Here is a 22,349-nt window from a genome sequence, read left to right as displayed (position 1 = left end):
CTTTCGATTGGTGTGTAGCAACTTTAATTGTATGTGAGTTATTTACTTTATGCTCATTTTTTTGTGCAAAAAAATGTTGAGGTAAACATGCTCTTGCGTGCTTACCCCAACATTTATTATAGAACCGGAATTGCAGTGAAATTAGAAAACATGAAAAATAAAAATGCCCTCTAGTTAACCTTCACTAGAGGGCGTTTTAGGGACAGTAAGAGCTATTCAACATGTTTGAGCACCATGCCAAAGAGTTCGGCATACTTTTTGTAGCTTTCCCAGATCATGCGAAATAATCTTTTCATGGTGTGCACCTCCTTTGGATAAAATCATTTCCTACTTATAGTATACTCTGTTTGATGACTTTTGTTATAAAAAAAGACAATTATTAACAAAAAATTAACGCTGTTATTCTGCTCTTCTCCTGCATACCCTCAGTGGATGTCGGTTCTCTTGTTCAATATTTTTTCGTGCCCTCACTCTACTCCTGCTCAATTATCCCATTGCCCCTATAAATTTTCAGGAAAAGGCTCTTCAAGGCGTTGTGAAGGCTATGCAGGACGTGCTAAACTATATACATAGTGCATAAAATGTACATAGGTGTATTTCTCGAGGTTCTGCTGAAATACATTGCGCCAGTAATGCCCTGGGAAAGAGCGCCTTTGTTTAGCACAATGGAATTTAGGAGGTAGCTGCTTTGATTTCTAAGATGTATAAAGATATGTTGAATGCGCGTTCCGTTATTCGTGAATTTGCAGAGTATGCGGGAAAGCGCGGCGCTGAGATCGGCTATGAGAATGTATTTGATTTTAGTCTGGGCAATCCGTCGGTGCCGGCGCCGAAAGAGTTTACGGAAGCGATGATCCGGCTGCTGCAAAATGAACCGGCAAGCAAATTGCATGGCTACAGTCCTACTCTTGGAAATCCTCAGTTTAAAAAGGCGGTTGCCGAGTCTTTGAATAAGCGTTTTGGCATGGAGTATAAGGCGGAACATATTTTTCCCACCAGCGGCGCTGCGGGCGCGCTGGCTCATGCGGCGCGCTGCGTGAGCGGCGAAGGCGACGAGATCATTACCGTTGCTCCTTTTTTTCCGGAATATATTCCCTATATAAATCATATGGGTTCTAAGCTCCTTGTGGTACCGGCTAATACCGAAGACTTCCAGATTAATTTTGAAAAATTTGAGGAAGTTCTTTCGGAGAAAACATCGGCTATTTTGATTAATACGCCAAACAATCCCTCTGGGATTTCTTATTCGGCTGAGACTCTTAGCCGATTGGCGTCTATTTTGAAGGCCAAGCAGGAAGAATACGGACATGAGATTTTTATTCTTTCCGACGAGCCGTATCGCGAGATTGTTTTTGACGGCAAAGAAGCGCCGTACGTCTCGAAATTCTATGATAATACCTTGTCCTGCTATTCTTTTTCCAAGTCCCTTTCGCTGCCTGGGGAACGCATTGGCTATGTAGCGGTCAATCCTACATGCAAGGACGCGGCATTGATGTCTCTGCTTTGTGGCCAAGTATCCAGAGGAACAGGGCATAATTGTCCGGCGTCTTTGATTCAAATGGCTGTAGCCGAAGTGATTGATATGACTTCTGATATGGCTGTCTATGAAAAAAACATGAATTTAATTTATGACAAACTGGTTGAACTGGGCTTCACTGTCGTCCGTCCGGGCGGGACCTTTTATATTTTCCCCAAAGCATTGGAGGAGGATGCATCTGCTTTCTGCAAAAAAGCGCTGAAATACGATTTAATTTTGGTTCCCGGCGACAGCTTTGGCTGTCCTGGCTTCTTCCGTATGGCCTATTGCATTGATACGGAAAAAGTAGAACGGGCCTTGGTAGCTTTGGACAAATTTGTAAAAACAGAATATCGCTAAAATCAAAAAGAAGGAGGCTTCGACCGTGAAACGGTTGAAGCCTCCTTCTTTTTGCGCCGTTGTTCCTAGAAAGAACAAGGTGCGTTGAAATTTTAAGGGTTTAGGGGTTTTGAAGCATTCGTTCCTCTAGCGCTTTGGCCAATTGGTCAGCGCAGGAGGTTTGGTTGCGACAAATATTTCCTTTGAATTTAGAAATTACCTCCTCAACAGGCATGCCGTCAATCAAAGTACTGATGGCTTTTAAATTTCCAGGGCAGCCGCCGATGAAATTGACGTCTTTTACAGTGCCGTTTTCGATGTTGAATTGTATTTCTTTAGGACAAACTCCTTGGGGAATATAGCGTTCCATGTGCAGCAACTCCTATTTACAATTTTATAGTTATAAAGTTAGATGAAGAGATTGACATTAGCGTCTTCGGCTTCGTTGAGGTAGTAGCCGACGCCGCCGATTTTCACGCCGTCAAGCAATTCTTCTTTTTGGATGCCCATAACGTCCATAGACATTTGGCAGGCGACGATTTCAATACCTGCTTTTTGGGCGGCGTGCATTAAGTCTTCCAAAGAGGCGATGTTTTTATCTTTCATTACTTTGCGCATAAGCTGCGTGCCCATGCCCAACATATGCATGTTGGACAGTTTTAAATTGGTACTGCCGCGAGGCATCATCCAGCCGAACATGCGGTCAATGAAGCCTTTAACGACAGGGACGTCTTCCGGCTTGCGCAAGATATTGAGTCCCCAAAAGGTGAAAAACATGGTCACTTTTTTACCCATGGCGGCCGCACCGTTAGCGATGACGAAAGAGGCTAGGGCTTTATCCAGGTCGCCGCTAAAGACAACGATGGTTTTGTTATCTTTGGCAGCTGCTGACGGCGCAGAAGCGGGGGCGGTTACAACGCCTTTTTGAACGGCTGCCGTGATGATACCTTTTTCTTTCTTTAATTCTAAGAGCCGATTGCCGGTGCGGTGGCACCAGGCGCGAATATCTTCAGAAAAGCCTGGGTCGGAAGCCGTTATTTCTAAAATTTCTTCTTCATCCATGTCATCCAAGGTTGTTTTGACCTTCATCAGCGGGCCGGGGCAGGAGAGTCCGCAGGCATTAAGGGAGCGATAGTTTTTTTTTTGCTCCGCTTTTACTTCGCGGACGGTTTGGGTTTCTTCGTCAATTTCGACGCCGCAAGGGGCGGCAGGCTTGTTAGGAACTTGTACTGTAGCTGTTTTATAGCCTCCAATCATATTTTTCACGCGAAAACCATGCTGGGCTAGAATGCGGGCGGCGATGTAACCGCGCAGGCCAACCCGGCAATAGGTTAAGATAAGTTTGTTCTTGTCCAATTCTTCTATGCGTTGACGCAGGTTGTTGACAGGAATGTTCAATGAACCGGGAAGATGGCCAATCAAAAACTCTTCTTCAGTGCTTACATCGAGTAAAATGGTTTGGCTAGGATCAAAGGCAGGAAGCTGTTCATGCGTAAAGACATCCGTAAGGCCGGCAAGAATATTTTCAGCTATGAAACCCAGCATATTGACCGGGTCTTTAGCGGAAGAATATGGCGGCGCGTAAGCCAGCTCCAGTTCGGTCAGATCGGTTATGGTGCCTTTGAGGCGTATTACAGTAGCAATAACGTCGATGCGTTTATCTACGCCTTCTATTCCTATGGCTTGGGCGCCCAAGATGCGGCCGGAGTCATCGAAAAGCAGCTTCATCGTCAGCGGCAGGGCGCCTGGATAGTAAGAGGCATGCGAATTGGGGTGGGCATAGACGGTACGATAACTCTTTCCTAGGCGTTGCAGGGTGCGCTCGTTATTCCCAGTAGCGGCGGCAGTGAGGCTGAATACTTTTAAGATGGAAGTTCCCTGACTGCCGGCAAAGCGGCTGGAGATACCGGCGATATTATCCGCTGCGATGCGGCCTTGCTTGTTCGCAGGACCTGCAAGCGGGATTGCAGTGGGCTGGCCGCTGACGAAATCAATGACTTCGATGGCGTCGCCGACGGCGTAAATATCTGGCTGATTAGTGCGCAGGTGTTCATCAACAACAATATGGCCGCGCGAGCCTAGTTGAATGCCGCTGCTTTTTAAAAAGGCCGTGTCCGGGATGACGCCAATGGCCAAGACAACCAAATCGGCTTCTAAGCGGGCGCCGCTTTGCAGGGAGACGGTAATGCCTGTATCTGTGGTTTCGAAGGAGGCGACGCCATCGTTTAAATACAGTTGAACGCCATTTTCAAGTAGCTCTTTTTCAGCCAGCATGGACATCTCGCTGTCGAAGGGCGCTAGAATGTGCGGGGCTGCTTCCGCCAAGCTGACTTCCAGGCCTCGTTCGCGTAAATTTTCCGCCATCTCGATACCGATGAACCCGCCGCCGATTACGATGGCGCGGCGGCTGTCTTCATGGTCGACGAATTCCTTGACTCGATCCGTGTCCGGGATGTTGCGCAGAGAAAAGATGCGAGGACTGTCAATGCCGGGAAGATTAGGGCGTATCGGCTTGGCGCCGGGAGAAAGAACGAGGGCGTCATAGCTTTCTTCATAGACGCCTTTGTCGCGGCTGGAGACGGTAACTGTCTTTTTGGCCGGGTCAATGGCGGTAACTTCGCTATAAACGCGAACGTCAATGGCAAAGCGAGCTTGCATGGCTGCTGGGGTTTGTACCAGGAGCTTGTCACGTTCCTGGATGGTCTCGCCAATATAGTAGGGCAGGCCGCAATTCGCGAAGGAAATATGTTCATCCCGCTCGAAAAGGATAATTTCCGCATGCTCGTCTAAACGGCGCAAACGGGTGGCGGCAGACGCGCCACCGGCTACGCCGCCAACAATTAGAACTTTTTTACTCATAAAAACAGGCCTCCTTATTTATTGTCGTAGTAAGCATCGCGCTTGTTGTACAATGCTATTTGGAATCGGGGAATAAAACATGGATAAGCTCTATCACGGTAGGGTCGCTGACTTGGTATTGAACTTCCAGGCCCTTGCGAGTGCCTGTGATAATGCCGGCGGCGCGCAATTTTTGGAGGTGCTGCGAGATCGTAGATTGTGGCGCTCCTAAGCATTCTTGCATATGCGAGACATTGCAGCCGCCTTTTTGAAGCAGGCCGCGGACTATGCATAGGCGCAAAGGGTGGGCTAGGGCTTTTAACAGCTCGGCCAAATCGAGATAGGCTTTTGTATTTGTATCCATAGCCGCTTTTCCTTTCGTATCGCTATATCCGATTATTACGATATAAGGATAACTCTTGTAAAGGTATCTGTCAAGAGAAAATCCCCCCAATGCATTAGCAAAGGGGGGATCTTTAGGGAAGCCGATTCTTGCGGTAGTGCTCAAACATACATGCCAAGGCGAGGATGAGTGCCAAACCGCCCCAGAGTGCGGTTTTCGTCAATACCTCCAATCGTTGTCGCTGGGCGTCGGCGATCCGCTGCTGCAGCTCTCGCAACGGTGGAGTGTGCTTGGGATTGGGAGAAAAGAAGTGTTCCAGCTCCCGTTGTTCCGCTTTTTTTAAGGACCATTCAATAAAATCGCGATTGACGTCTACGGTGCCTTTCACTCGTTCGTATTCGCCGCGCAGTCTGATAACTTGCGCTTGCAGACGTAGTTGCTCTGCTTGCCAGTATTCTTCTTCCTGCGGCGTTGGCGGCGGCTGCGCTGGAGCCATTAAGGCGCTTTGATAACGTTGGATATCATAGCTGCAGTAAGCATAGGCAAAACCAAGCGCCGCAATATAGAGAAAAAGGCAGCAAATGACTTGGAAGCGATATCTATTCAAACCTGAACATCTCCTATTATTGGCCAAAGTGGGCTTCATAATAATTTGAACACTATCCATTTCGGTTACGCAAAGGAATTTTCCTGCCGGAAGCTGCGGGATGGCAGGATTTTTGCGAGACTATGTTCAAATACTATGTATACGCAGAGCAATTGTAAGGAGGAGCAGTTATGGATGAGCAAGTACAGTGGTTGAAACAGTTGTCGGAGGCGGATGGCGTATCCGGTTTTGAAGGTGAAGTAAAGGAACTGTTGAAGGAAAAATTGGCTGGATGCAGCGAGATTTCCTATGATAAAACAGGGAGCGTTCTTTTTCGAGCCCATGGAGGTCAAGGCGGTCCCAAGATTATGCTGGCGGCGCATATGGATGAAATTGGCTTTTTGGTAAAGCATATTACGAAAGAAGGCTTTTTGAAATTTACCAATCTGGGAGGTTGGTGGGATCATGTCATGCTGGGACAGCGGGTTATGGTGCTGTCCTCTAAAGGCGCTCGCATTCCCGGCGTGGTGGGCAGTAAACCGCCGCATATTTTAAGCCCGGAAGAACGAAAAAAGCTTGTAGATCGCAAGGATATGTATATTGATGTAGGCGCTGCTGATGAAAAAGAAGCCAAGGAAATCTTTGGCATTCGTCCGGGAGATCCGGTCGTGCCGCAGGGTGAATTTGCCATTATGGCTAACCCGGATTTTTTAATAGGCAAGGCTTGGGATAATCGGGTGGGCTGCGCTATTATGGCGGAAGTGCTTTTGCAGCTGAGCAAAGAGAAGCATCCCAATGAAGTTTATGGCGCTGGTACGGTTCAGGAAGAAGTGGGCTTGCGTGGCGCCCAGACGAGCGCTGCGGCTATTAAACCGGATCTCGCGTTTATCATTGATACCTGCGTAGCCGGAGACACGCCGGGGGTAACGCCGGAACAAGCATCGACTAAATTGGGGCAGGGCGTGGCGGTTACTTTTTATGACGCCTCCATGATCCCGCACACTCCATTGCGCAACTGGGTAATTGAGATGGCGGAAAAGGAGAAGATTCCCTTTCAGCTGGGCTTTTCTGAAGGCGGTGGTACTGATGCCGGCAAGGTACATCTCTATGGGGACGGCGTGCCTAGTTTGGTGTTGAGTGTACCGACGCGGTACATTCATAGTCACCATGGCATTATTCATCGCAAAGACTATGAGTCGGCGGTGCAATTGCTTTGCGCCGCACTGCGCAAGCTGGATCAGAAACAATATGAGGAGCTGTTAGAACGATGAGTAAAAACGATACGCTGGAAGCCTTTGCAGGCAAGACGCCTCAATTGGGCCAGAATGTGTTTGTGGCGAATGGCGCGCGGGTAATTGGCGATGTAACCTTGGAAGACAATGTGAATATTTGGCACAATGCCGTGCTGCGAGGCGATGTGCACCCTATTTTTATTGGAGCCAATACCAATATTCAAGATAACAGTACCGTGCATGTCATGCATGATTATCCGGCCATTATTGGCCGGGATGTTACCGTAGGTCATAATGCGATTGTGCATGGCTGCAAGGTGGGGAATAATTGTCTTATCGGTATGGGCGCTATTTTGTTGAGCTATTGTGAGATTGGCGATAATTGTATTGTTGCTGCCGGTTCCTTGGTGCCGGAGCGAAAAGTGATTCCTCCAGGTTCCTTGGTAATGGGCTCACCGGCTAAGGTGGTTCGCTCTCTGACAGAGGAAGATATTGCCGCTTTGCAGGGGTCGGCTCAATCGTATGTAGAGTTGGCGGCAAAATATATGAATAGCAAGGAGTGAAGCGCGCATGGAAAAGACACTAGTGCTTTTAAAACCCGATGCGGTGCGGCGCGGGCTCTGCGGCGCTATTTTGAGCCGCTTTGAGCAAAAGGGTTTGCAAGTAGCGGCTCTACGCATGCTGAACTTTGACGAAGCTTTAGTGCGGGAGCATTATCAGGAACATGTGGAAAAAGCGTTTTTTCCAGAGCTTGCCGCATACATTCTGTCAGGGCCGGTAGTGGCTATTGTTTTGGCGGGGCCGCGGGCCGTAGAACAAGTGCGACGCCTTGTGGGCGCTACCGATCCGTTGCAAGCGGGAGCTGGGACGATTCGCGGCGATTATGCGTTAAATGTGACAGAAAACGCGGTGCATGCTTCAGATAGTCCGAACAGCGCTAGTGTAGAGATTGCGCGCTTTTTTCCAGAATATAAAAAACAGGAGGTATAGTACGATGAGCGTATATACGAAAACTGGGGACAAAGGTACGACGGCGCTTTTGAGCGGCGAACGGGTGGATAAGGATTGTTTGCGCGTAGAGGCCTATGGCTCGGTTGACGAAATCAGCTCGGCTTTGGGTTTGGCGCGGGCGCAGGCGGTAGCGGAGGAAGTGAAGGAAACTACCCTGGCGGTGCAGAAGCTGCTCATGCTAGTGATGGCCGAAATGGCCAGCGTCGATGGCGCTGTCTATGTGAAACCGGAGGAAGTCAGTAAGCTGGAGGCGGCTATTGATCGTTTTCAAGCGCAGCTGCCGCCGTTGAGTTCTTTTATTATTCCTGGCGACACGGTAGCCGCCGCCGCGCTGGATTTGGCGCGGACCGTTACGCGGCGGGCGGAGCGCCAGTTTGTGCGTTTGCGGCGCAGCGAAGCTGCATCGGAAACGATTGGTATTGTATTGAACCGGATTTCTGATTTATGCTTTGTGATGGCTCGCTTTGAAGCGGAAGTAGCCGGAAAATAGCTTTAGTTAGTTAAGGACGCAAGACCCTGCCTGCAGAAAATAATTCTGCAAGCAGGGTTTTTATTTTCCATAAAATCGGAAAAGAGCAGCAGGAAAATTTGCATTTAACAGAGAATTTAAAAAATATCTTCTATGAGTAGGATGGTTGGAACATAAGGTAATTGCTCGTACCATGAAATCCTTTGTTTAGTACTGTTTTTACGATAACGCAAAAAAACAAGGGGGTATTTGTGTGAAAGAGTATCAAAGCGACAAGCTCAGGAGTGTTAGCCTCATCTCACATGGCGGCGCAGGCAAGACGTCTCTGGCGGAAGCAATCCTATTCACCGCTGGTGCAGTAACTCGCCTGGGCCGCGTAGATGAGGGGAATTCCACCACCGATTATGAACCTGAGGAAATCAAGCGCAAAGTTACGATCAGCACTGCCTTGGCGCCTTGTGAGTGGCAGGGCGGGAAAATTACCTTTTTGGACACTCCTGGTTATGCAGATTTTGTTGCCGATGTGAAAGGCGCTCTTCGTGCGGTGGATGCAGCGGTAGTAGTTCTCTGTGCGGCATCCGGCGTGGAAGTGGACACGGAAAAAGTCTGGCGTTTTGCTGGCAGCGAAGGGTTGCCGAGATTGCTATTTGTTAATAAAATGGACCGCGAGAATGCAGATTTTGCAGGAGCGGTTGCGGAGATTAAAGAAAAACTTAGCCAACGGGCTATACCTTTATTTTGGCCTATAGGCGCTGAAGATGAATTTTCCGGCATCATCGATGTGTTGAGCGGCAAGGCTTATTTGCTTGTAGAAGGCAAATTGACAGAAGGGCCAGTTCCTGTCGCATTGGCAAGCGTTCTTGAAGATGTACGGCAAGGGGCGCTGGAAACGATTGCCGAGACCGATGACGCCTTACTGAATAAATACCTGGAAGGTACCGAGTTGACGTCTGAAGAATTGTATGGAGCGTTGCAACGTGGCATCGCCAAAGCGGAGTTGTTTCCAATTTTTTGCGGTTCCGCGCAGCGCAACATGGGGGTACAGCAGCTTTTAGACGGTATCACCACGTATGTTCCTGCCGGAGCGCAGCGCAGCGTTTTGGGAACCGATCCGCGCAACGAGGAGCCGGTGGAACGTGTGGCGAACGATCCGTTTTCAGCTTTAGTTTTTAAAACGACGGCCGATCCTTTTGTGGGTCGTTTAAGTTTTCTGCGCGTTTTTTCGGGTTCTTTGAAGCCGGACAGCACTCTGTATAATGCAAGCAAGGAAAAAAGTGAACGCATTGGCAATATTTTCACCATGCGCGGCAAACAGCAAGAGCAACTGACCACGGCGTATGCCGGCGATATCGTAGTGGTGGCCAAGATGCAGGAAACGGCTACAGGGGATAGTCTGTGCAGTAAAGAACAGCCTATTTTATTCGAGCCTATCGAATATCCCAAGGCTATGTATACGGTAGCGATTGCGGCTAAGAACAAAGGAGATGAAGATAAGCTGGGAGGGGCGTTAGCCAGGATGCGCGACGAGGATCCTACCTTGCGCACCTCTAAAACCGGCGAAGGCGGTCAATTGCTTCTTAGCGGTATTGGCGAATTGCATTTAGATATTATGGCCGAGCGGATGAAACGGAAATTTGGCGTAGAGGTTGTGGTAAAAACGCCGAAAGTTCCTTATCGGGAGACTATTCGCAGCACCGTAAAAGTGGAAGGAAAACATAAAAAACAAAGCGGCGGTCATGGGCAGTATGGTCATGTGTGGCTGCAATTAGATCCCTTGCCGCCGGGACGGAATTTTGAATTCGTTGATTCGATTTTTGGCGGCTCGGTGCCCCGACAGTATGTTCCCGCAGTAGAAAAAGGCGTGCGCGACGCCATGATGGGCGGCGTATTAGCTGGCTTTCCTCTTGTGGATGTAAAAGTAACTTTGTACGATGGCTCGTATCACACAGTGGATTCTTCGGAAATGGCTTTTAAGGTAGCTAGCGGCATGGCTTTGAAAAAAGGCGTATTGCAGGCTAAACCGGTTTTGCTGGAGCCAATTTGCAATGTAGAAGTGAAAGTGCCGGAGAACTGCATGGGCGATGTGATCGGGGATTTGAATAGCAAGCGCGGACGTGTATTAGGCATGGAGCCGATAGGGCAGGGAAAAAGCCTGGTTAAGGCGCAGGCGCCCCAGGCGGAGCTCTTCCGTTATGCTATTGATTTGCGTTCCATGACCCAGGGACGCGGCTCCTTTGATATGGAGTTCTCGCATTATGAAGAGGTTCCGAATAAGCTGGCGGAAACGTTGATTGCTTCTACGAAAAAAGAAGAACCAGTCACCTAAACACACAGAAGCGACGGGTTTTGAACAAGAGTATAGGGAGTAAAGGAGTGTACGACTGAGGTTTAAGAAAGAAAATGAAAGGCAAAAACAAGCACACCCGGAGCGTCTTGATACGCTCCGGGTGTGCTGCTTTTCTTTGCTATATCAGTAAGTATAAGTTTTTATAGTTGAGGAAACTACTAGCTGCATCAAGAGTTAGGAATTTCTGAATAAAATGGACGGCATCTTGTATTTGAGACAAGATTTGCGCGCGCCTCGAAAAAGCTGGCTAAGTCGGCAGTTTCTTAACTCGCTGCGCTCAAACAGGCGAAATTGTGATCTGCCTTCGTCAGTTTTTCGTCCTGCGGACCGTCTTGCTCCAATAAAAGTCTCAAATACAAGCATTGCCGACGTAATCCTCATTCGAACCTTCTGGTTCTCGCCGCGACTCTTGTTCAATCCCCGTACCCCAAGCATGAGGTGGCAAATCGCAAAAAATATGCAAATTCTGCTGCCGCAGAGCGTATGCCGGTACGGCTGCAGGCGGCAGAGGGCGGTGGGGCCAGTTTCGCAACAGCTGATGTTTAGCGGAACCTGTGACCAAGAGGAAAATGTGACTGCTGCGGTTTAAAAAAGGCAAGGTCAAGGTTAAGCGTCTTGTGGCGTCGATGGGTGATGGCGCATCAACACACCAGCGTTGCGTGCGTAGAGAGCGGCTGTAGGGAAATAAAGACGCAGTGTGACCGTCGGTGCCCATGCCGAGAAGTAAAATATCAGGCCCCTTGCTATCCAGGCGGTTTAAAAAGCAACGAAGATATGCTTCATGCCGCTTGGCGCGGCTGGCGGCGGAGCCTGTGGCGGGGTAGTAATGAATGTTCTGCGGTGGAATTCCTAGGGGATCAAGGAAAACTCGCGTGGCTGAACCTGCGTTGCTGCGTGAATCTTGGGACGGTACCATTCTCTCGTCGCCCCAGAAAAAATGAATTTGTTCCCATTCTTTCGGCGAAAGCTGCGAGGATGCCAGCCATTGCTGATAAAGAGACAACGGCGTGGAACCGCCGGATAAGAAGAGTGTAAGCGGGCGGTTTTCTTTTTGCAATAAGCAACGGATTGTTGTTTCTAATTGCAGGACCGCTTCTTGAAATAATAGCGATGCCTCTGGAAGGCAGTGCCACTTCATAAAGCTCCTCCTGGAATGTTCCGCCAGCCGGCATGGCCGGCAGAAAACAAGGAGGATGCCGCCGCAGGACCTTGGCTTCCGCAGGCATACTCATGCAGAGGGGAGCGCTGCGGCTGCTCTTGCCAGTAATCAAGAACCGGCTGAAAAACAGACCAAGCTGCTTCAATATCATCATTACGTACGAATAAGGTTTGATCACCACAGATGGCGTCGAGTAAAAGACGCTCGTAAGCGTCCATGCTGTCTTGCTGATGATCGAGTTCTTGATAACGGACATGCAGCTTTAACTGGCTCATGCAAAGCTTGGGACCAGGCCGTTTGGCCTGGAGGTTTACATGAATGCCTTCTTCCGGTTGTATGGTGAAAACCAAGGTGTTTTGCGTTAAATCTTGAGGCGTAAGAGGAGAAAAAATGCTGTGAGGGACTTCTTTAAAGGTAATGGCTATTTCCGTGCAGCGAGCGGCTAGGCGCTTTCCCGAGCGTAAATAAAACGGGACGCCAGCCCAACGCCAATTATCAACATACAGTTTGAGAGCGACAAATGTTTCGGTTGAAGAGCTTGCAGCGACGCCGGCTTCCTCTTTATAACCGGGAGCTTTCGCGGAAGCTGCATATTGACCGCGAATGACCGAGGAGGCAATGTCTTCTTCGGTCAAAGAACGGATGGCGCGCAAGACCTTAACTTTTTCGTCTCGATAGCGATCCGCGTTGAAGATAGCTGGCGGTTCCATGGCGACCATGGCTAAAAGCTGCAGCATGTGATTTTGGAACATGTCCCTTAAAGCGCCGGCTTGCTCATAATAGCCAGCCCTTTTTTCTACGCCTAAGTCTTCGGAAACGGTAATTTGAACGTGCTCGATATATTGTTGATTCCATAGAGGGGCGAAAAATAGGTTGGCAAAACGGGTTACCAGAATGTTTTGTACGGTTTCTTTACCTAGGTAGTGGTCAATGCGGTAAAGTTGATCTTCTGTCCAATGCTGATAGAGAATATGGTTGAGAGCCAGCGCTGTAGACAGGGAAGTGCCAAAAGGCTTTTCTACAATTAGGCGTGACCAACGCAGCGGCAAAGAAGAGGTGTGTTGTGCTGCAAGACCGCAGCTGCCTAAACCGGAAACAATATCTTCCGTTAGGTTTGGGGGCGTTGCCAAATAGAAAAGATGATTTCCTTTTAATTGATGATATTCATCCAGATGTTTTAGCTTTTCTTTCAATTCTTCATAAAATACAAGGCTGCTATAATCGCCAGACAGATAATCGATATGCTTGAAGAAGGCAGTGATCTCGGCCTCGTTTACAGTTGAGTCCAGAGGGAGCGCTTTTTGCAAGCTCAGGCGAAATTCTTCCGGCGTATAGGCGCTGCGGGCGCAGCCTAGGATGTAGAAGCGGGCCGGAAGGCGCCGACGCTGGTAGAGGCGCCATAAGGCGGGAAGAAGCTTCCGACGCGTCAAATCGCCGGAAGCTCCAAAAATAATTAACCCGCAGGGTTCCGGCTGCAGTTCTCCACAAGACTTGGTGAATGGTTCACAAAGAAAAATAGCAGGAGATGCAGACATATAAACTACCCCTATCTTATTCTTTTATTTCTTTCTTACCATATGTAAAGCCGACAATTTGATCGGAAAAAATACTAAAGTCCTGGAGTTGAATACTATAAGAAGGGTTGGCGTAAGGGATGATTTTGGCGTTTTTCAAAATGATGCTGCTGGAATTATTGATAATAATGCCTTCTTTTTGCGGTGCGTTGGCTAAAAGGGTGTTGCGCAGTTCATTGCAGTCGCTAAAAAAATTATTATTATCAAGTACAATTTCACCTTCAATGGTGCCGAAATTAGTTAAGAGCATGATATTTGTATCTTCGAGCTCGCCCGAAGTATCCTCTTCTTTCAGCGTGTTTAAAGACATAGCGGCACAATTAATAGTGACGGCTTTCACATCAATGCGATTGGCGATAAAGCCGGGAGCCTTAGTTTTTTCGTTTTCCAAAATAAACGCCTCCTTTACTATCTAGCTACATTTTAATTCGACATTAGTTGAAAAATACCTGTAGCGTAATAATCTGAAGTGCTTTATCCTAGACTATTGACAAAGAGGCTTGGGTAACATATAATACATAACGTGATGTCGGGGCGTGGCGCAGTTTGGTAGCGCGCTTGGTTCGGGACTAAGAGGCCGCAGGTTCGAATCCTGTCGCCCCGACCATTTAAATTCAATACAGTCAATAGTCTTGCCAGTTGGCAAGACTATTTTTGTTTTTAATCAGGGTAAATCTTCTAATATTCTTCTAACGCTTAACTTCTCCAACAAGCATAAATCTTAATAAACATTATAGCAAACATAGTATTCGCCGGTTTCTTTGGTTGCATGTACTTTGGTTTTTATTTTACATTGGCCTTTTTTTTGAAAGAGTTCTTCGGCTCTCACCAGGGCTTTTTCCAAAGTTGAAACTCCAATTTCACACATATACAACACCTCGCAATCTTTTTATAGCATAGCACGAATGATAATTATTATCAATAAAATAATTATCAAGACTCTCTAGAATGAAGCGTAATGGGTCTTTGGTAATAGATAGCTGCTGCTTACATTATTGTTTGCAGCAGCTATTTTAATTTGCGGCAAGCTTTAAGAAAGCCGCATAAAGAGAGCCGGTATAGTTAGGAGTTCTTGAAAATTACATTTGGTTTAAAAATGGGACTTGACAAATGAGATTGGCAATAAAACTATAAACTCAGGACTGAGAGAAAGGACTTTTGGAGAAAGGGATCTTTTGGCGGGCGTTGAATCTAATATGAGCCGAATAAGGTGAGATTTTTACATAAAGGAGTTCGACGTAAAATAGATGAAGTGTAGTAACAAAAAAACATGGTTATGCTTTGGTTTTCTTTTATTTTCTCTTTTGTTTGTTCCTAATGCTGAAGCGGCCGCCTTGCGTCAAGGAGATCGCGGCGAGCAGGTGCAGTGGATTCAAGAACGTTTAGAAGACCTGGGGTATGAAGTGGGAGAAGCGGACGGTGTTTTTGGCGAGGAAACTCGTCAGGCGATTGTCCAATTTCAGTTAAGCAGAGGCCTTGACGCGGACGGAGTTGTAGGAGCCGGTACTTTTTACGCACTGCAGCAGAGACAGGCAGCGGTTGAAGTAAATCGTGGTTTTGGACGCAGAGGCGCGCAGATTGTGCAAATGGCTCAGCAGTATATGGGTACTCCCTATGCTTGGGGAGGAAGCAGCCCTGGAGGCTTTGACTGTTCTGGTTTTATCTATTACATATATAGCCAGTTCGGCATTTCCTTGCCGCGCATGAGTGATGGTCAATTTGAGGTAGGCAGGGCGATTTCAGGAGACAATCTTTTGCCTGGGGATTTGGTTTTCTTCACTACCTATGAACCTGGAGCGTCTCATGTGGGGATTTATCTTGGCGGAGGCCGTTTCATCCATGCCAGTTCAGCTGCGGAGGAAGTGACGATTACGCCATTGGGTAAATCTTACTATCAAGAACGCTATTTAGGGGCGCGGCGGGTCTGGTAAAAAACCGAAAAAGAGCTATGGAAGGCTTGCTTGCAAGTTTTCCATAGCTCTTTTCTTTACTACACAAGAATTTATAAAACGAACCGCGAAATACGCGAAAGGCGCGAAAAGGGTTTTATGATTGACTGTTCAAGCCTTCTACTGGACTTTTAGCTCGATAGAAGCTTCAAAGGTTCGCTCCCAGGGCGTTTTGGCAGTGGCATCATACCTGCGCAGCGGCAGCGTAGCGTTTGTTGCGGGAAAGTCGTAACGCTCTAGATGCACAGCGCTGCTCTGCAAATGGCGTTGCAGGCGGAAATTGGCTTCGGCGTAGTTTTGCTTTAAGGAATAAGGATCTTGGCGTTTAGCGAGCAGCCAGCGGTTTAGGCGGCTTTGAATGGTTTTTTGATAATACCAGTCATCCAGGAAGCGTTCGCCCAAAAAAGAAGCTTTTTTCGTTGTAGAAGCGTGCCCCTGCAACACGGCCAAGGCGTGCGTTACAATCGTTCCTAGAGAGTTACTGGTAGTATTCCAACCGGCATAAGCGGTTAATTGGTTTACGGGAACATCCAGCAGCACCAGCCAAGGATAGATTGTATTTAACGAGGAAAAATCTTCGCTGAGATCGACCAAGGCGACGGCTTTGCCTTCTTGCAGTAAAGAAGCTATTTCTTGAGCCGGCGCTAGCTGCTGCCAAGGAGAGTCGCCTTTGCGTCCGGCATGAATGTAGAGGATGAAATCGGCATTGCCTTCGGTAGCGGGGAGGACGCCGCTAAGAGCCAGTTTTTCTTTAGCGTTGGAAGCGATCGAATGGGGCATGTACGGCATGAGCATGCCTGGTACGTCCGGGCGAGAGTAGCGGATTTCCGCCTGGGCGGCGTGCGTGCGCTGCTGGGAGATGATTTTCCCCAAGAGAGAGAGCGCCACTTCGTCAGTGCCGCGTGTAATTTCGACGGAATGGGCTTTCTTCTGCGCTGCGTATTGAGCTAATTGCTCTTTTTCTTGATTTGGAAGCCCAAAAGGAAAGCCGTCATCTTGGCCTAAGATCAGCATCTGCAACGTTCCGGAAGCGGCTAAATCAATGAGTGAGCGGTTGAAGGCTAAATTCTGCTCGTAGAGAGCCGCATATTCGGTTTTTAATTCTTCGGGCAGTCTTTTTTCCATAGCCAGAAGAGGCTGTACGTCGTCAGGATTATCAAACCAGCCGATTTCGTCGGCCCAAATGGAATATTTTTTTAGATGATATTGGTAGATCTGATAAGGGCTGTTGTCAGCTAATAGCAGTCTGGGAATGATGCTGAAGGCATATAGAGGTACTGCTGGATACTCTTTGTGCCATTGCGTCAGCCAGTTGAGTAGTTGCTGCTCTTGCTCTTTTTTGCCGATGCGTTGGCGGGAGGCCAGAAGGCTGCCATGAACCAGCATGTCAGTAGAAAGAATAACCGCATCTGGTTTTTCCTCTTTTAATACGGTGGCTGCCCAGGCTGCCAATTTTTCCGGCGATGCTGGACGACGATAATGATCAAGCAGTTCAGGAGGAGGCAAGATGACTTGCATGCCTGCCAACTGTGCCAACTCGACGACAAAGTCAGTGCAAGGAGGCCTGCTGTCGAGGGGGAGCAGCAGAATACGCGCTGGTAATGTGCTGCTTGGAGTGGGAACTGTTGTTGGTTGTGGCGACGGAGCTATTCCTTTTGCAGGCATAACTAAGAGCAAAGCAAGCAAGGCGGCGATAAAAGGAAGCCAACGAAAAACATGTCTTTTCATGGATGCCAATGACTCCTGTTCTTTTTGGAAATCGATAATTTTGTACAAAGAAAACCCGGGAGATGGCTCCCGGGTGATGCAGACGATAGGAAGAAGATGTACTTATTCCTGCTTGTCGCGCAGGCTGCGATGGAGTTCAGCATGGCCTTGGCGAACTACTTCCAGGGCTTTTTCCAGATTTCCCGAGAGATGGCGGAAGACCTCGTCCGCATACGTCGTGGAATCTTGTTGGAGTTGGCGGGCTTGTTCTTGAGACTGGCGGTTCAGATCACGGGCTTGCTCCTGCGCTTGTTGCATGATTTGCTGCGCTTGTTCTTGGGCTTGTTTGGCAATAATGTTATCGTCGGTCATTTTGGCGCCGTAGACTTTCGCCTGTTCGACTACCCGCTGCGCTTCGCGCTGCGCGTTTTCTACAATTTGAGTCCGCTCGGCCAATACTTTCCGCGCTTCCATTACTTCTTGAGGGATAAGTTCCCGCAGATAATCCAAAAGACGTACCAGTTCATCTTCTTCAACAATGCGTTTGTTGGTAAAAGGAACATGGGATGATTCCATTAACAATGTTTCCAGCTCATCAAAGATTTCTTCAATCGTCATATTAAAGATGCCTCCTTACAATGTTTTCCGGGCAGCCAGCTCCCGGCAGCGTTGGGTGATTTCGTCGTACAACATAGGGGGGACTAGTTTGGAAATATCTCCGCCAAATTGAGCTAATTCCTTAATGCCGCTAGAGCTGACAAAGGAATATTCACTAGATGTCATCATAAAAACAGTTTCAATTTCAGGACGAACACACTTGATGAGAAGTGCGCGTTGAAACTCATATTCGAAATCACTAAGAGCGCGCAACCCGCGCACAATGATGCGACTATCTTTTTGCAGAACAAAATCGGTGAGCAAGCCGGAGAAAGAATCGACTTCGACGTTGGGGATATGTTGAGTAGCTTGTTTTAAGAGACGAACCCGTTCGTCCATGTTGAATAAAGGATTTTTCCCAGGATTGCGAAATACAGCGATAATCAAGCGGTCGTACATACTGCTGGCGCGTTCGAAAATATCCACATGTCCGTTAGTAACTGGATCGAAACTGCCCGGACAAACTGCAATCTTCACGAAAGGTCCTCCTTGTGTGCTGGCATTTTATAAAAGCTAAGCATAGTTTCTCCATATTGTTCTTGACGGCGCAATTCCAAATGGTTCAAATCTTCAGGGAGCGCTTCATGTCTTGAGTGCTCGAGGATTAAAATTCCGTTTGGTAATAACGCTGGGTTTTCATCAATAAAATGAAGAATTTGTAGCGGATGTCCTTGGTTATAGGGAGGATCGCAAAAAACAATATCGAAAACGAGCTGCTCTCTTTTGCAGCGCCCTAAAGCTTCTAAAGCTTGTGTGCGCCAGACCTCGCAGCGATTTAATAAATTGGTAGAAACAGCATTTTCGCGAATCAAACGACTGCATTCTTGCGCTTGATCTACGAAAATAGCATGAGTGGCGCCGCGACTAAGCGCTTCCAGTCCCAAATTGCCGGTTCCGGCAAATAAGTCCAGAATGCGTGCGCCGGAAAGAAATTCCTGGATAATAGAAAACAAGGACTCCTTAACCCGATCAGTTGTAGGGCGAGTTTTCAAGCCTGACGGCGCTTTAAGCCGCTTGCCTTTGGCTGAACCTGTAATGATACGCATGAATGAAAAACCTCATGTCCATAATGATAAAAAGATAGGCCGTGTTATGTGGAATACAGGCCACTGCTTATTGTATCACACCTTTACGTGCATCGGCCAGAGAAGGAAGTAAGAAAAGCTCTACAACATAGGTCCATTCTTCAGGGGTGCGCACTACCCCTACGCCGATAACGGTAAAATCGGAGTCTAAGATATTACGACGGTGTCCTGGACTTTGCATTAAGAATGAATGAGCTATTTTCATCGATTCTTCTTCTGGATCGCGCCAGCCTTTAAATAAATTTTCCGCCGCTGCGCGATAGGTGATGTTTCTTTTGTGAAGGCGGTCAAAAGGAGAATTTCCTTCCGGGTCATAATGCGAAAAAAATTTTCGTGCGGCCATGTCTTGCGCATATTGACGGGCCAAGCAGGAAAGTCGCGCATCTAAGCGCAACGGTTGTCGGCCGGCTTTGGTTCGCTCCTGATTGACCAAGGCGGCCAGCTCTTGTTCCTGGTTTGTTGGTACTTCCAGAGAAACTCCAGAGTTACAGGGCGCTTGAGATGCAAAAGAGGAAGTATTGCAGACAAGTAAGAGAGTTAGAAGCAATACTGGAAGAAGACGCATGGTAGCAACTCCTTTCGTGTCAAAAAGAGATAAAAACCTATGTATTGGACACGGAAGTATGCAAAGAACCGATGATATTTAAAAATTTGCTGTATAATAATGCTCTTAATGATATTCCGCATTTTTTTTGAGAATCCTGTAAGAATGACAATGAAATTTTATGCATAAAAAGTGGCAATTCGTGAATAAATATGCTATTATTTAAACAACAATGCTTTTTGTGTACAATACGTATAAAAAAACAGAAGATGCTGCAGCGGCATGCTCCGGCGCAGCGCCTTGACAAGGGTGAGGAAGATTTGTTACACTATCTTCAATGTAAATGTGTATCCATTCCGTCATCCTTTAAGAAGATCCAGCGAGGTCGGCAAGGAGAACTAACGGAAGGACTAGAGGAACGGTTAACCGTTTCTGGCTCTTTCTGCGCGTGTTAAGCTCCTTGCCGTTATCGGCAAGGAGCTTTTGTTTTCCCGGTTGACAGAATGGGGAAGGAGAATGCTGCTTATGAAAGGTCAGGTTTCACTCCGAGGGAAAGACATCCTTGGCTTGCGTACCTTCTCGACAGAGGAGATTCGTCGGGTTTTGGATACGGCGAAGGAAATGAAGGCGATTGTAGGGCGCGATATTAAGAAGGTGCCGACATTGCGAGGAAAATCGGTAGTTAACCTTTTTTTTGAGCCCAGCACACGTACGCGTACTTCCTTTGAATTGGCGGGAAAATATTTAGGCGCCGACGTTGTGAACATTACTACCAGCTCCAGCAGTGTTGTTAAAGGAGAAAGCTTGCGGGATACGTTGCTGACCGTGGAGGCTATGGGCGTAGACGTCATTGTTATGCGTCATGCTGCGGAAGGTGCGGCGGTATACGCATCGAAAATTGCCAAACCGGTGATTATTAATGCCGGCGATGGAGCGCATGAGCATCCCAGTCAAGGCTTGCTGGACATGTTTACCATTGAGGAGCGCAAGGGAAGTCTGGAAGGTTTGAAAGTAGCCATTATTGGCGACATTCTGCATAGCCGTGTGGCGCGCTCCGATATTTGGGGCTTGACAAAGATGGGGGCAACCGTCCATGTGGCCGGGCCTAAAACCTTAATTCCTCCTGGGATCGAAGAGATGGGAGCTGTGGTGCATGAGCGCATTGAAGATGCATTGGATGAAGCCGATGTTGTCAATGTGCTGCGTATACAGCTAGAGCGGCAGAAAAAAGGTTTGTTCCCTTCGCCGCGAGAATATGCTCGCATTTTCGGCATCAATCGGGCTCGCTTGTCTTTGGCTAAGGAAGACGCTGTGCTCTTGCATCCGGGGCCGATGAACCGAGGCTTGGAGATTTCGCCGGAAGTGGCGTACGATACGCAGTCTGCTATTCAGGAACAGGTGAAGAATGGTTTGGCTGTGCGGATGGCTCTGCTCTTTTTGGTACTGACGGGAGGGAAGCATGTTGAAGACAATCATTAAAAACGGACATGTTATTTGCCCCAGCCAAGGTTTGGACGGGGTTATGGATATTATTGTGGAAGACAGCCGCATTGCGGCTATTGGTGAAAACTTGGCAGCGCCAGCAGGTGCGCAAATTATAGATGCCGAAGGGAAAACGGTAGCGCCTGGTTTTGTCGATCTTCACGCCCACTTACGCGAACCGGGGCAGGAAGCAAAAGAAGACTTTGAAACCGGCAGCCGCGCTGCAGCAGCTGGCGGCTTTACCAGTGTGGCTTGCATGCCGAATACCCGCCCGCCTGTTGATAGCAGTATTGCTGTGAACGGCCTGAAAGAGCGGGCTCGCCAAGTGGCGATTGTCAATATGCTGATTGTCGGCGCTGTCAGCAAAGGGCAGGACGGAAAAGAGCTGGCGGAAATCGGCGATATGCTGCTCAATGGCGCCGTAGCCTTGTCTGATGACGGACATTTTGTCCATAATGCCAAGGTTATGCAGAATGCTCTTGACTATACGGCTATATACCAAAAGCCGATTATGAGCCATGCAGAAGAGCAGGCCTTGGTGGAAGACGGCTATATGCACGAAGGTGCGGTTTCCACCATGCTGGGCATGCATGGGCGTCCCTCGGTGGCGGAAGATATTGCGGTAGCTAGGGATGTGCTGCTGGCGGAATATACCGGCGGCCATGTGCATATTTCTCATGTCAGCACGAAAGGCGCGGTAGAGATTATTCGCCAAGCGAAAGCCAAAGGCGTCAAGGTGACGGCGGAAGTGACGCCGCATCATTTGGCGCTGACTGACGAAGCGGTCATGGGCTTTGACTCAGCTACCAAGGTTAACCCGCCGCTGCGCTCTATGGATCATGTAGTTGTGTTGCGGCAGGCGCTGCAAGAAGGCGTTATTGACGCCATTGCGACGGACCATTCGCCCCATGCCTTTGAAGAAAAAGACCGAGAATTTAAATATGCTCCCAGTGGTTTTACCGGTTTTGAGACGGCGCTGGGTGTTGTGTTAACCACGCTGTATCACGAAGGAAACATGAAGCTTCCTGAGATTGTCGCAGCCATGACCTCGCGTCCGGCGCAGGTGCTGGGCCTTGATTGCGGTACGCTGCGCGTAGGCAGTGATGCGGACATCGTTGTTTTTGATCCGGAGGCCGAATGGACGGTTGACAGCCGCCGGTTCTACAGCCGGGGTAAACATACTCCGTTTGAAGGAAAGTCCTTAAAAGGTCGCGTGACGGCCACTATGGTAGGCGGAAATTTGGTGTATCAAGACGGAGAGGTGCTTGTATGAAAGGAAAACTCATTTTAAGCGACGGAACTGTATTTCATGGCGAACTGCTGGCAGCAGGCGCAACGGTAGGGGAAGTCGTTTTTAATACCGGCATGACGGGCTATCAGGAGGTTTTGACGGATCCGTCTTATTGCGGTCAAATTGTCACGATGACCTATCCTTTGATTGGCAATTACGGCGTAGCTGAAGCCTTTGCTCAGTCGCGGCAGCCGTTTGTTAAAGGGTTTATCATCGGCGA

Annotated in this window: 22 protein-coding genes and 1 tRNA gene; 11 read left to right on the top strand and 12 right to left on the bottom strand. The window is 48.3% G+C overall.

What is annotated here, in order from left to right; translation table 11 throughout:
* Positions 1 to 688 precede the first annotated feature (688 nt).
* On the top strand, positions 689 to 1,876 hold the full coding sequence (locus PHF27_RS06995) for a pyridoxal phosphate-dependent aminotransferase (protein ID WP_300067652.1): 1,188 nt from the start codon (positions 689 to 691) through the stop codon (positions 1,874 to 1,876).
* 100 nt (positions 1,877 to 1,976) lie between these two features.
* On the opposite strand, the gene PHF27_RS06990 is transcribed toward PHF27_RS06995, so the two are convergent.
* From PHF27_RS06990 to PHF27_RS06975, 4 genes are all read right to left on the bottom strand, one after another.
* Positions 1,977 to 2,225: a TIGR03905 family TSCPD domain-containing protein gene (locus tag PHF27_RS06990; protein ID WP_300067650.1), complete on the bottom strand. Its 249-nt coding sequence runs from the start codon at positions 2,223 to 2,225 to the stop codon at positions 1,977 to 1,979.
* A gap of 38 nt (positions 2,226 to 2,263) precedes the next feature.
* Positions 2,264 to 4,714, bottom strand: a complete 2,451-nt coding sequence (locus PHF27_RS06985; protein ID WP_300067647.1) for a DsrE/DsrF/DrsH-like family protein — start codon at positions 4,712 to 4,714, stop codon at positions 2,264 to 2,266.
* 55 nt (positions 4,715 to 4,769) lie between these two features.
* Positions 4,770 to 5,057, bottom strand: coding sequence for a metalloregulator ArsR/SmtB family transcription factor (locus PHF27_RS06980; protein WP_300067644.1), 288 nt, complete (start codon positions 5,055 to 5,057; stop codon positions 4,770 to 4,772).
* 112 nt (positions 5,058 to 5,169) lie between these two features.
* Positions 5,170 to 5,643: a hypothetical protein gene (locus tag PHF27_RS06975; protein ID WP_300067641.1), complete on the bottom strand. Its 474-nt coding sequence runs from the start codon at positions 5,641 to 5,643 to the stop codon at positions 5,170 to 5,172.
* A gap of 170 nt (positions 5,644 to 5,813) precedes the next feature.
* On the opposite strand from PHF27_RS06975, the gene PHF27_RS06970 reads away from it, so the two are divergent.
* The 5 genes from PHF27_RS06970 (at position 5,814) to fusA (ending at position 10,660) form a co-directional block, all read left to right on the top strand.
* Positions 5,814 to 6,893 carry a M42 family metallopeptidase gene (locus PHF27_RS06970; protein WP_300067638.1) on the top strand — a complete coding sequence of 360 codons (1,080 nt, stop codon included), beginning with the start codon at positions 5,814 to 5,816 and terminating at the stop codon, positions 6,891 to 6,893.
* Positions 6,890 to 7,417 carry a gamma carbonic anhydrase family protein gene (locus PHF27_RS06965; RefSeq protein WP_300067635.1) on the top strand — a complete coding sequence of 176 codons (528 nt, stop codon included), beginning with the start codon at positions 6,890 to 6,892 and terminating at the stop codon, positions 7,415 to 7,417. Before PHF27_RS06970 ends, PHF27_RS06965 begins: the two co-directional genes overlap by 4 nt.
* A gap of 7 nt (positions 7,418 to 7,424) precedes the next feature.
* Entirely contained in the window at positions 7,425 to 7,844 is a 420-nt protein-coding gene (ndk, locus tag PHF27_RS06960) for a nucleoside-diphosphate kinase (protein ID WP_300067632.1), read from the top strand.
* 4 nt (positions 7,845 to 7,848) lie between these two features.
* Complete coding sequence (locus PHF27_RS06955) at positions 7,849 to 8,355, top strand: cob(I)yrinic acid a,c-diamide adenosyltransferase (protein ID WP_300067629.1); 507 nt, start codon at positions 7,849 to 7,851, stop codon at positions 8,353 to 8,355.
* A gap of 232 nt (positions 8,356 to 8,587) precedes the next feature.
* On the top strand, positions 8,588 to 10,660 hold the full coding sequence (fusA, locus tag PHF27_RS06950; RefSeq protein WP_300067626.1) for an elongation factor G: 2,073 nt from the start codon (positions 8,588 to 8,590) through the stop codon (positions 10,658 to 10,660).
* A gap of 370 nt (positions 10,661 to 11,030) precedes the next feature.
* Here fusA and pgl read toward each other — a convergent pair whose 3' ends face one another.
* The 3 genes from pgl to PHF27_RS06935 are packed head-to-tail and all read right to left on the bottom strand — an operon-like array spanning position 11,031 to position 13,805.
* Positions 11,031 to 11,819 carry a 6-phosphogluconolactonase gene (gene pgl / locus PHF27_RS06945; RefSeq protein WP_300067624.1) on the bottom strand — a complete coding sequence of 263 codons (789 nt, stop codon included), beginning with the start codon at positions 11,817 to 11,819 and terminating at the stop codon, positions 11,031 to 11,033.
* A complete protein-coding gene (zwf, locus tag PHF27_RS06940) occupies positions 11,816 to 13,375 on the bottom strand; it encodes a glucose-6-phosphate dehydrogenase (RefSeq protein WP_300067622.1) in 1,560 nt (519 codons plus the stop codon). The genes pgl and zwf overlap by 4 nt, the downstream gene beginning before the upstream one ends.
* Positions 13,376 to 13,391: 16 nt before the next feature.
* Positions 13,392 to 13,805: a hypothetical protein gene (locus PHF27_RS06935; protein WP_300067620.1), complete on the bottom strand. Its 414-nt coding sequence runs from the start codon at positions 13,803 to 13,805 to the stop codon at positions 13,392 to 13,394.
* A gap of 139 nt (positions 13,806 to 13,944) precedes the next feature.
* Between PHF27_RS06935 and PHF27_RS06930 the strand changes: the two genes are divergently transcribed.
* Together PHF27_RS06930 and PHF27_RS06925 are read left to right on the top strand one after the other, a co-directional pair.
* Positions 13,945 to 14,021, top strand: a tRNA-Pro gene (locus PHF27_RS06930).
* A gap of 640 nt (positions 14,022 to 14,661) precedes the next feature.
* Complete coding sequence (locus PHF27_RS06925; protein WP_300067618.1) at positions 14,662 to 15,345, top strand: NlpC/P60 family protein; 684 nt, start codon at positions 14,662 to 14,664, stop codon at positions 15,343 to 15,345.
* 138 nt (positions 15,346 to 15,483) lie between these two features.
* Here PHF27_RS06925 and PHF27_RS06920 read toward each other — a convergent pair whose 3' ends face one another.
* From PHF27_RS06920 to PHF27_RS06900, 5 genes are all read right to left on the bottom strand, one after another.
* Complete coding sequence (locus tag PHF27_RS06920) at positions 15,484 to 17,091, bottom strand: DUF4127 family protein (protein WP_300067615.1); 1,608 nt, start codon at positions 17,089 to 17,091, stop codon at positions 15,484 to 15,486.
* Between the two features lie 102 nt (positions 17,092 to 17,193).
* Entirely contained in the window at positions 17,194 to 17,688 is a 495-nt protein-coding gene (locus PHF27_RS06915) for an ATPase (protein WP_300067612.1), read from the bottom strand.
* A 15-nt stretch (positions 17,689 to 17,703) separates the two neighbouring features.
* Positions 17,704 to 18,204 (bottom strand): pantetheine-phosphate adenylyltransferase, encoded by a 501-nt coding sequence (gene coaD, locus PHF27_RS06910; RefSeq protein WP_300067609.1) that lies wholly within the window; start codon positions 18,202 to 18,204, stop codon positions 17,704 to 17,706.
* On the bottom strand, positions 18,201 to 18,773 hold the full coding sequence (gene rsmD, locus PHF27_RS06905; RefSeq protein ID WP_300067607.1) for a 16S rRNA (guanine(966)-N(2))-methyltransferase RsmD: 573 nt from the start codon (positions 18,771 to 18,773) through the stop codon (positions 18,201 to 18,203). The genes coaD and rsmD overlap by 4 nt, the downstream gene beginning before the upstream one ends.
* Before the next feature lie 67 nt (positions 18,774 to 18,840).
* Complete coding sequence (locus PHF27_RS06900) at positions 18,841 to 19,245, bottom strand: CAP domain-containing protein (protein ID WP_300067606.1); 405 nt, start codon at positions 19,243 to 19,245, stop codon at positions 18,841 to 18,843.
* Between the two features lie 636 nt (positions 19,246 to 19,881).
* Between PHF27_RS06900 and PHF27_RS06895 the strand changes: the two genes are divergently transcribed.
* From PHF27_RS06895 to PHF27_RS06885, 3 genes are all read left to right on the top strand, one after another.
* Complete coding sequence (locus tag PHF27_RS06895; protein WP_300067604.1) at positions 19,882 to 20,835, top strand: aspartate carbamoyltransferase catalytic subunit; 954 nt, start codon at positions 19,882 to 19,884, stop codon at positions 20,833 to 20,835.
* Entirely contained in the window at positions 20,819 to 22,111 is a 1,293-nt protein-coding gene (locus PHF27_RS06890; RefSeq protein ID WP_300067655.1) for a dihydroorotase, read from the top strand. Before PHF27_RS06895 ends, PHF27_RS06890 begins: the two co-directional genes overlap by 17 nt.
* A partial coding sequence (locus tag PHF27_RS06885; protein WP_300067602.1) for a carbamoyl-phosphate synthase domain-containing protein occupies positions 22,108 to 22,349 on the top strand: 242 nt, incomplete at its 3' end. The genes PHF27_RS06890 and PHF27_RS06885, both read left to right, overlap by 4 nt.

The sequence above is a fragment of the Anaeromusa sp. genome (assembly GCF_028691475.1).
Classification (GTDB): Bacteria; Bacillota; Negativicutes; order Anaeromusales; family Anaeromusaceae; genus Anaeromusa.
The sequence above is the reverse complement of the archived record's forward strand: the minus strand, read 5'-3'. Positions and strand labels throughout refer to the sequence as shown.

Bases quoted from the DNA above. Each gene is read 5' to 3' on its own strand.
- PHF27_RS06920 (WP_300067615.1), bottom strand. From the start codon at position 17,091: ATGAAAAGACATGTTTTTCGTTGGCTTCCTTTTATCGCCGCCTTGCTT.
- PHF27_RS06915 (WP_300067612.1), bottom strand. From the start codon at position 17,688: ATGACGATTGAAGAAATCTTTGATGAGCTGGAAACATTGTTAATGGAA.
- ndk (WP_300067632.1), top strand. From the start codon at position 7,425: ATGGAAAAGACACTAGTGCTTTTAAAACCCGATGCGGTGCGGCGCGGG.
- PHF27_RS06970 (WP_300067638.1), top strand. From the start codon at position 5,814: ATGGATGAGCAAGTACAGTGGTTGAAACAGTTGTCGGAGGCGGATGGC.
- PHF27_RS06955 (WP_300067629.1), top strand. From the start codon at position 7,849: ATGAGCGTATATACGAAAACTGGGGACAAAGGTACGACGGCGCTTTTG.
- zwf (WP_300067622.1), bottom strand. From the start codon at position 13,375: ATGTCTGCATCTCCTGCTATTTTTCTTTGTGAACCATTCACCAAGTCT.
- PHF27_RS06990 (WP_300067650.1), bottom strand. From the start codon at position 2,225: ATGGAACGCTATATTCCCCAAGGAGTTTGTCCTAAAGAAATACAATTC.
- PHF27_RS06980 (WP_300067644.1), bottom strand. From the start codon at position 5,057: ATGGATACAAATACAAAAGCCTATCTCGATTTGGCCGAGCTGTTAAAA.
- pgl (WP_300067624.1), bottom strand. From the start codon at position 11,819: ATGAAGTGGCACTGCCTTCCAGAGGCATCGCTATTATTTCAAGAAGCG.
- PHF27_RS06965 (WP_300067635.1), top strand. From the start codon at position 6,890: ATGAGTAAAAACGATACGCTGGAAGCCTTTGCAGGCAAGACGCCTCAA.
- rsmD (WP_300067607.1), bottom strand. From the start codon at position 18,773: ATGCGTATCATTACAGGTTCAGCCAAAGGCAAGCGGCTTAAAGCGCCG.
- PHF27_RS06985 (WP_300067647.1), bottom strand. From the start codon at position 4,714: ATGAGTAAAAAAGTTCTAATTGTTGGCGGCGTAGCCGGTGGCGCGTCT.
- PHF27_RS06895 (WP_300067604.1), top strand. From the start codon at position 19,882: ATGAAAGGTCAGGTTTCACTCCGAGGGAAAGACATCCTTGGCTTGCGT.
- PHF27_RS06925 (WP_300067618.1), top strand. From the start codon at position 14,662: ATGAAGTGTAGTAACAAAAAAACATGGTTATGCTTTGGTTTTCTTTTA.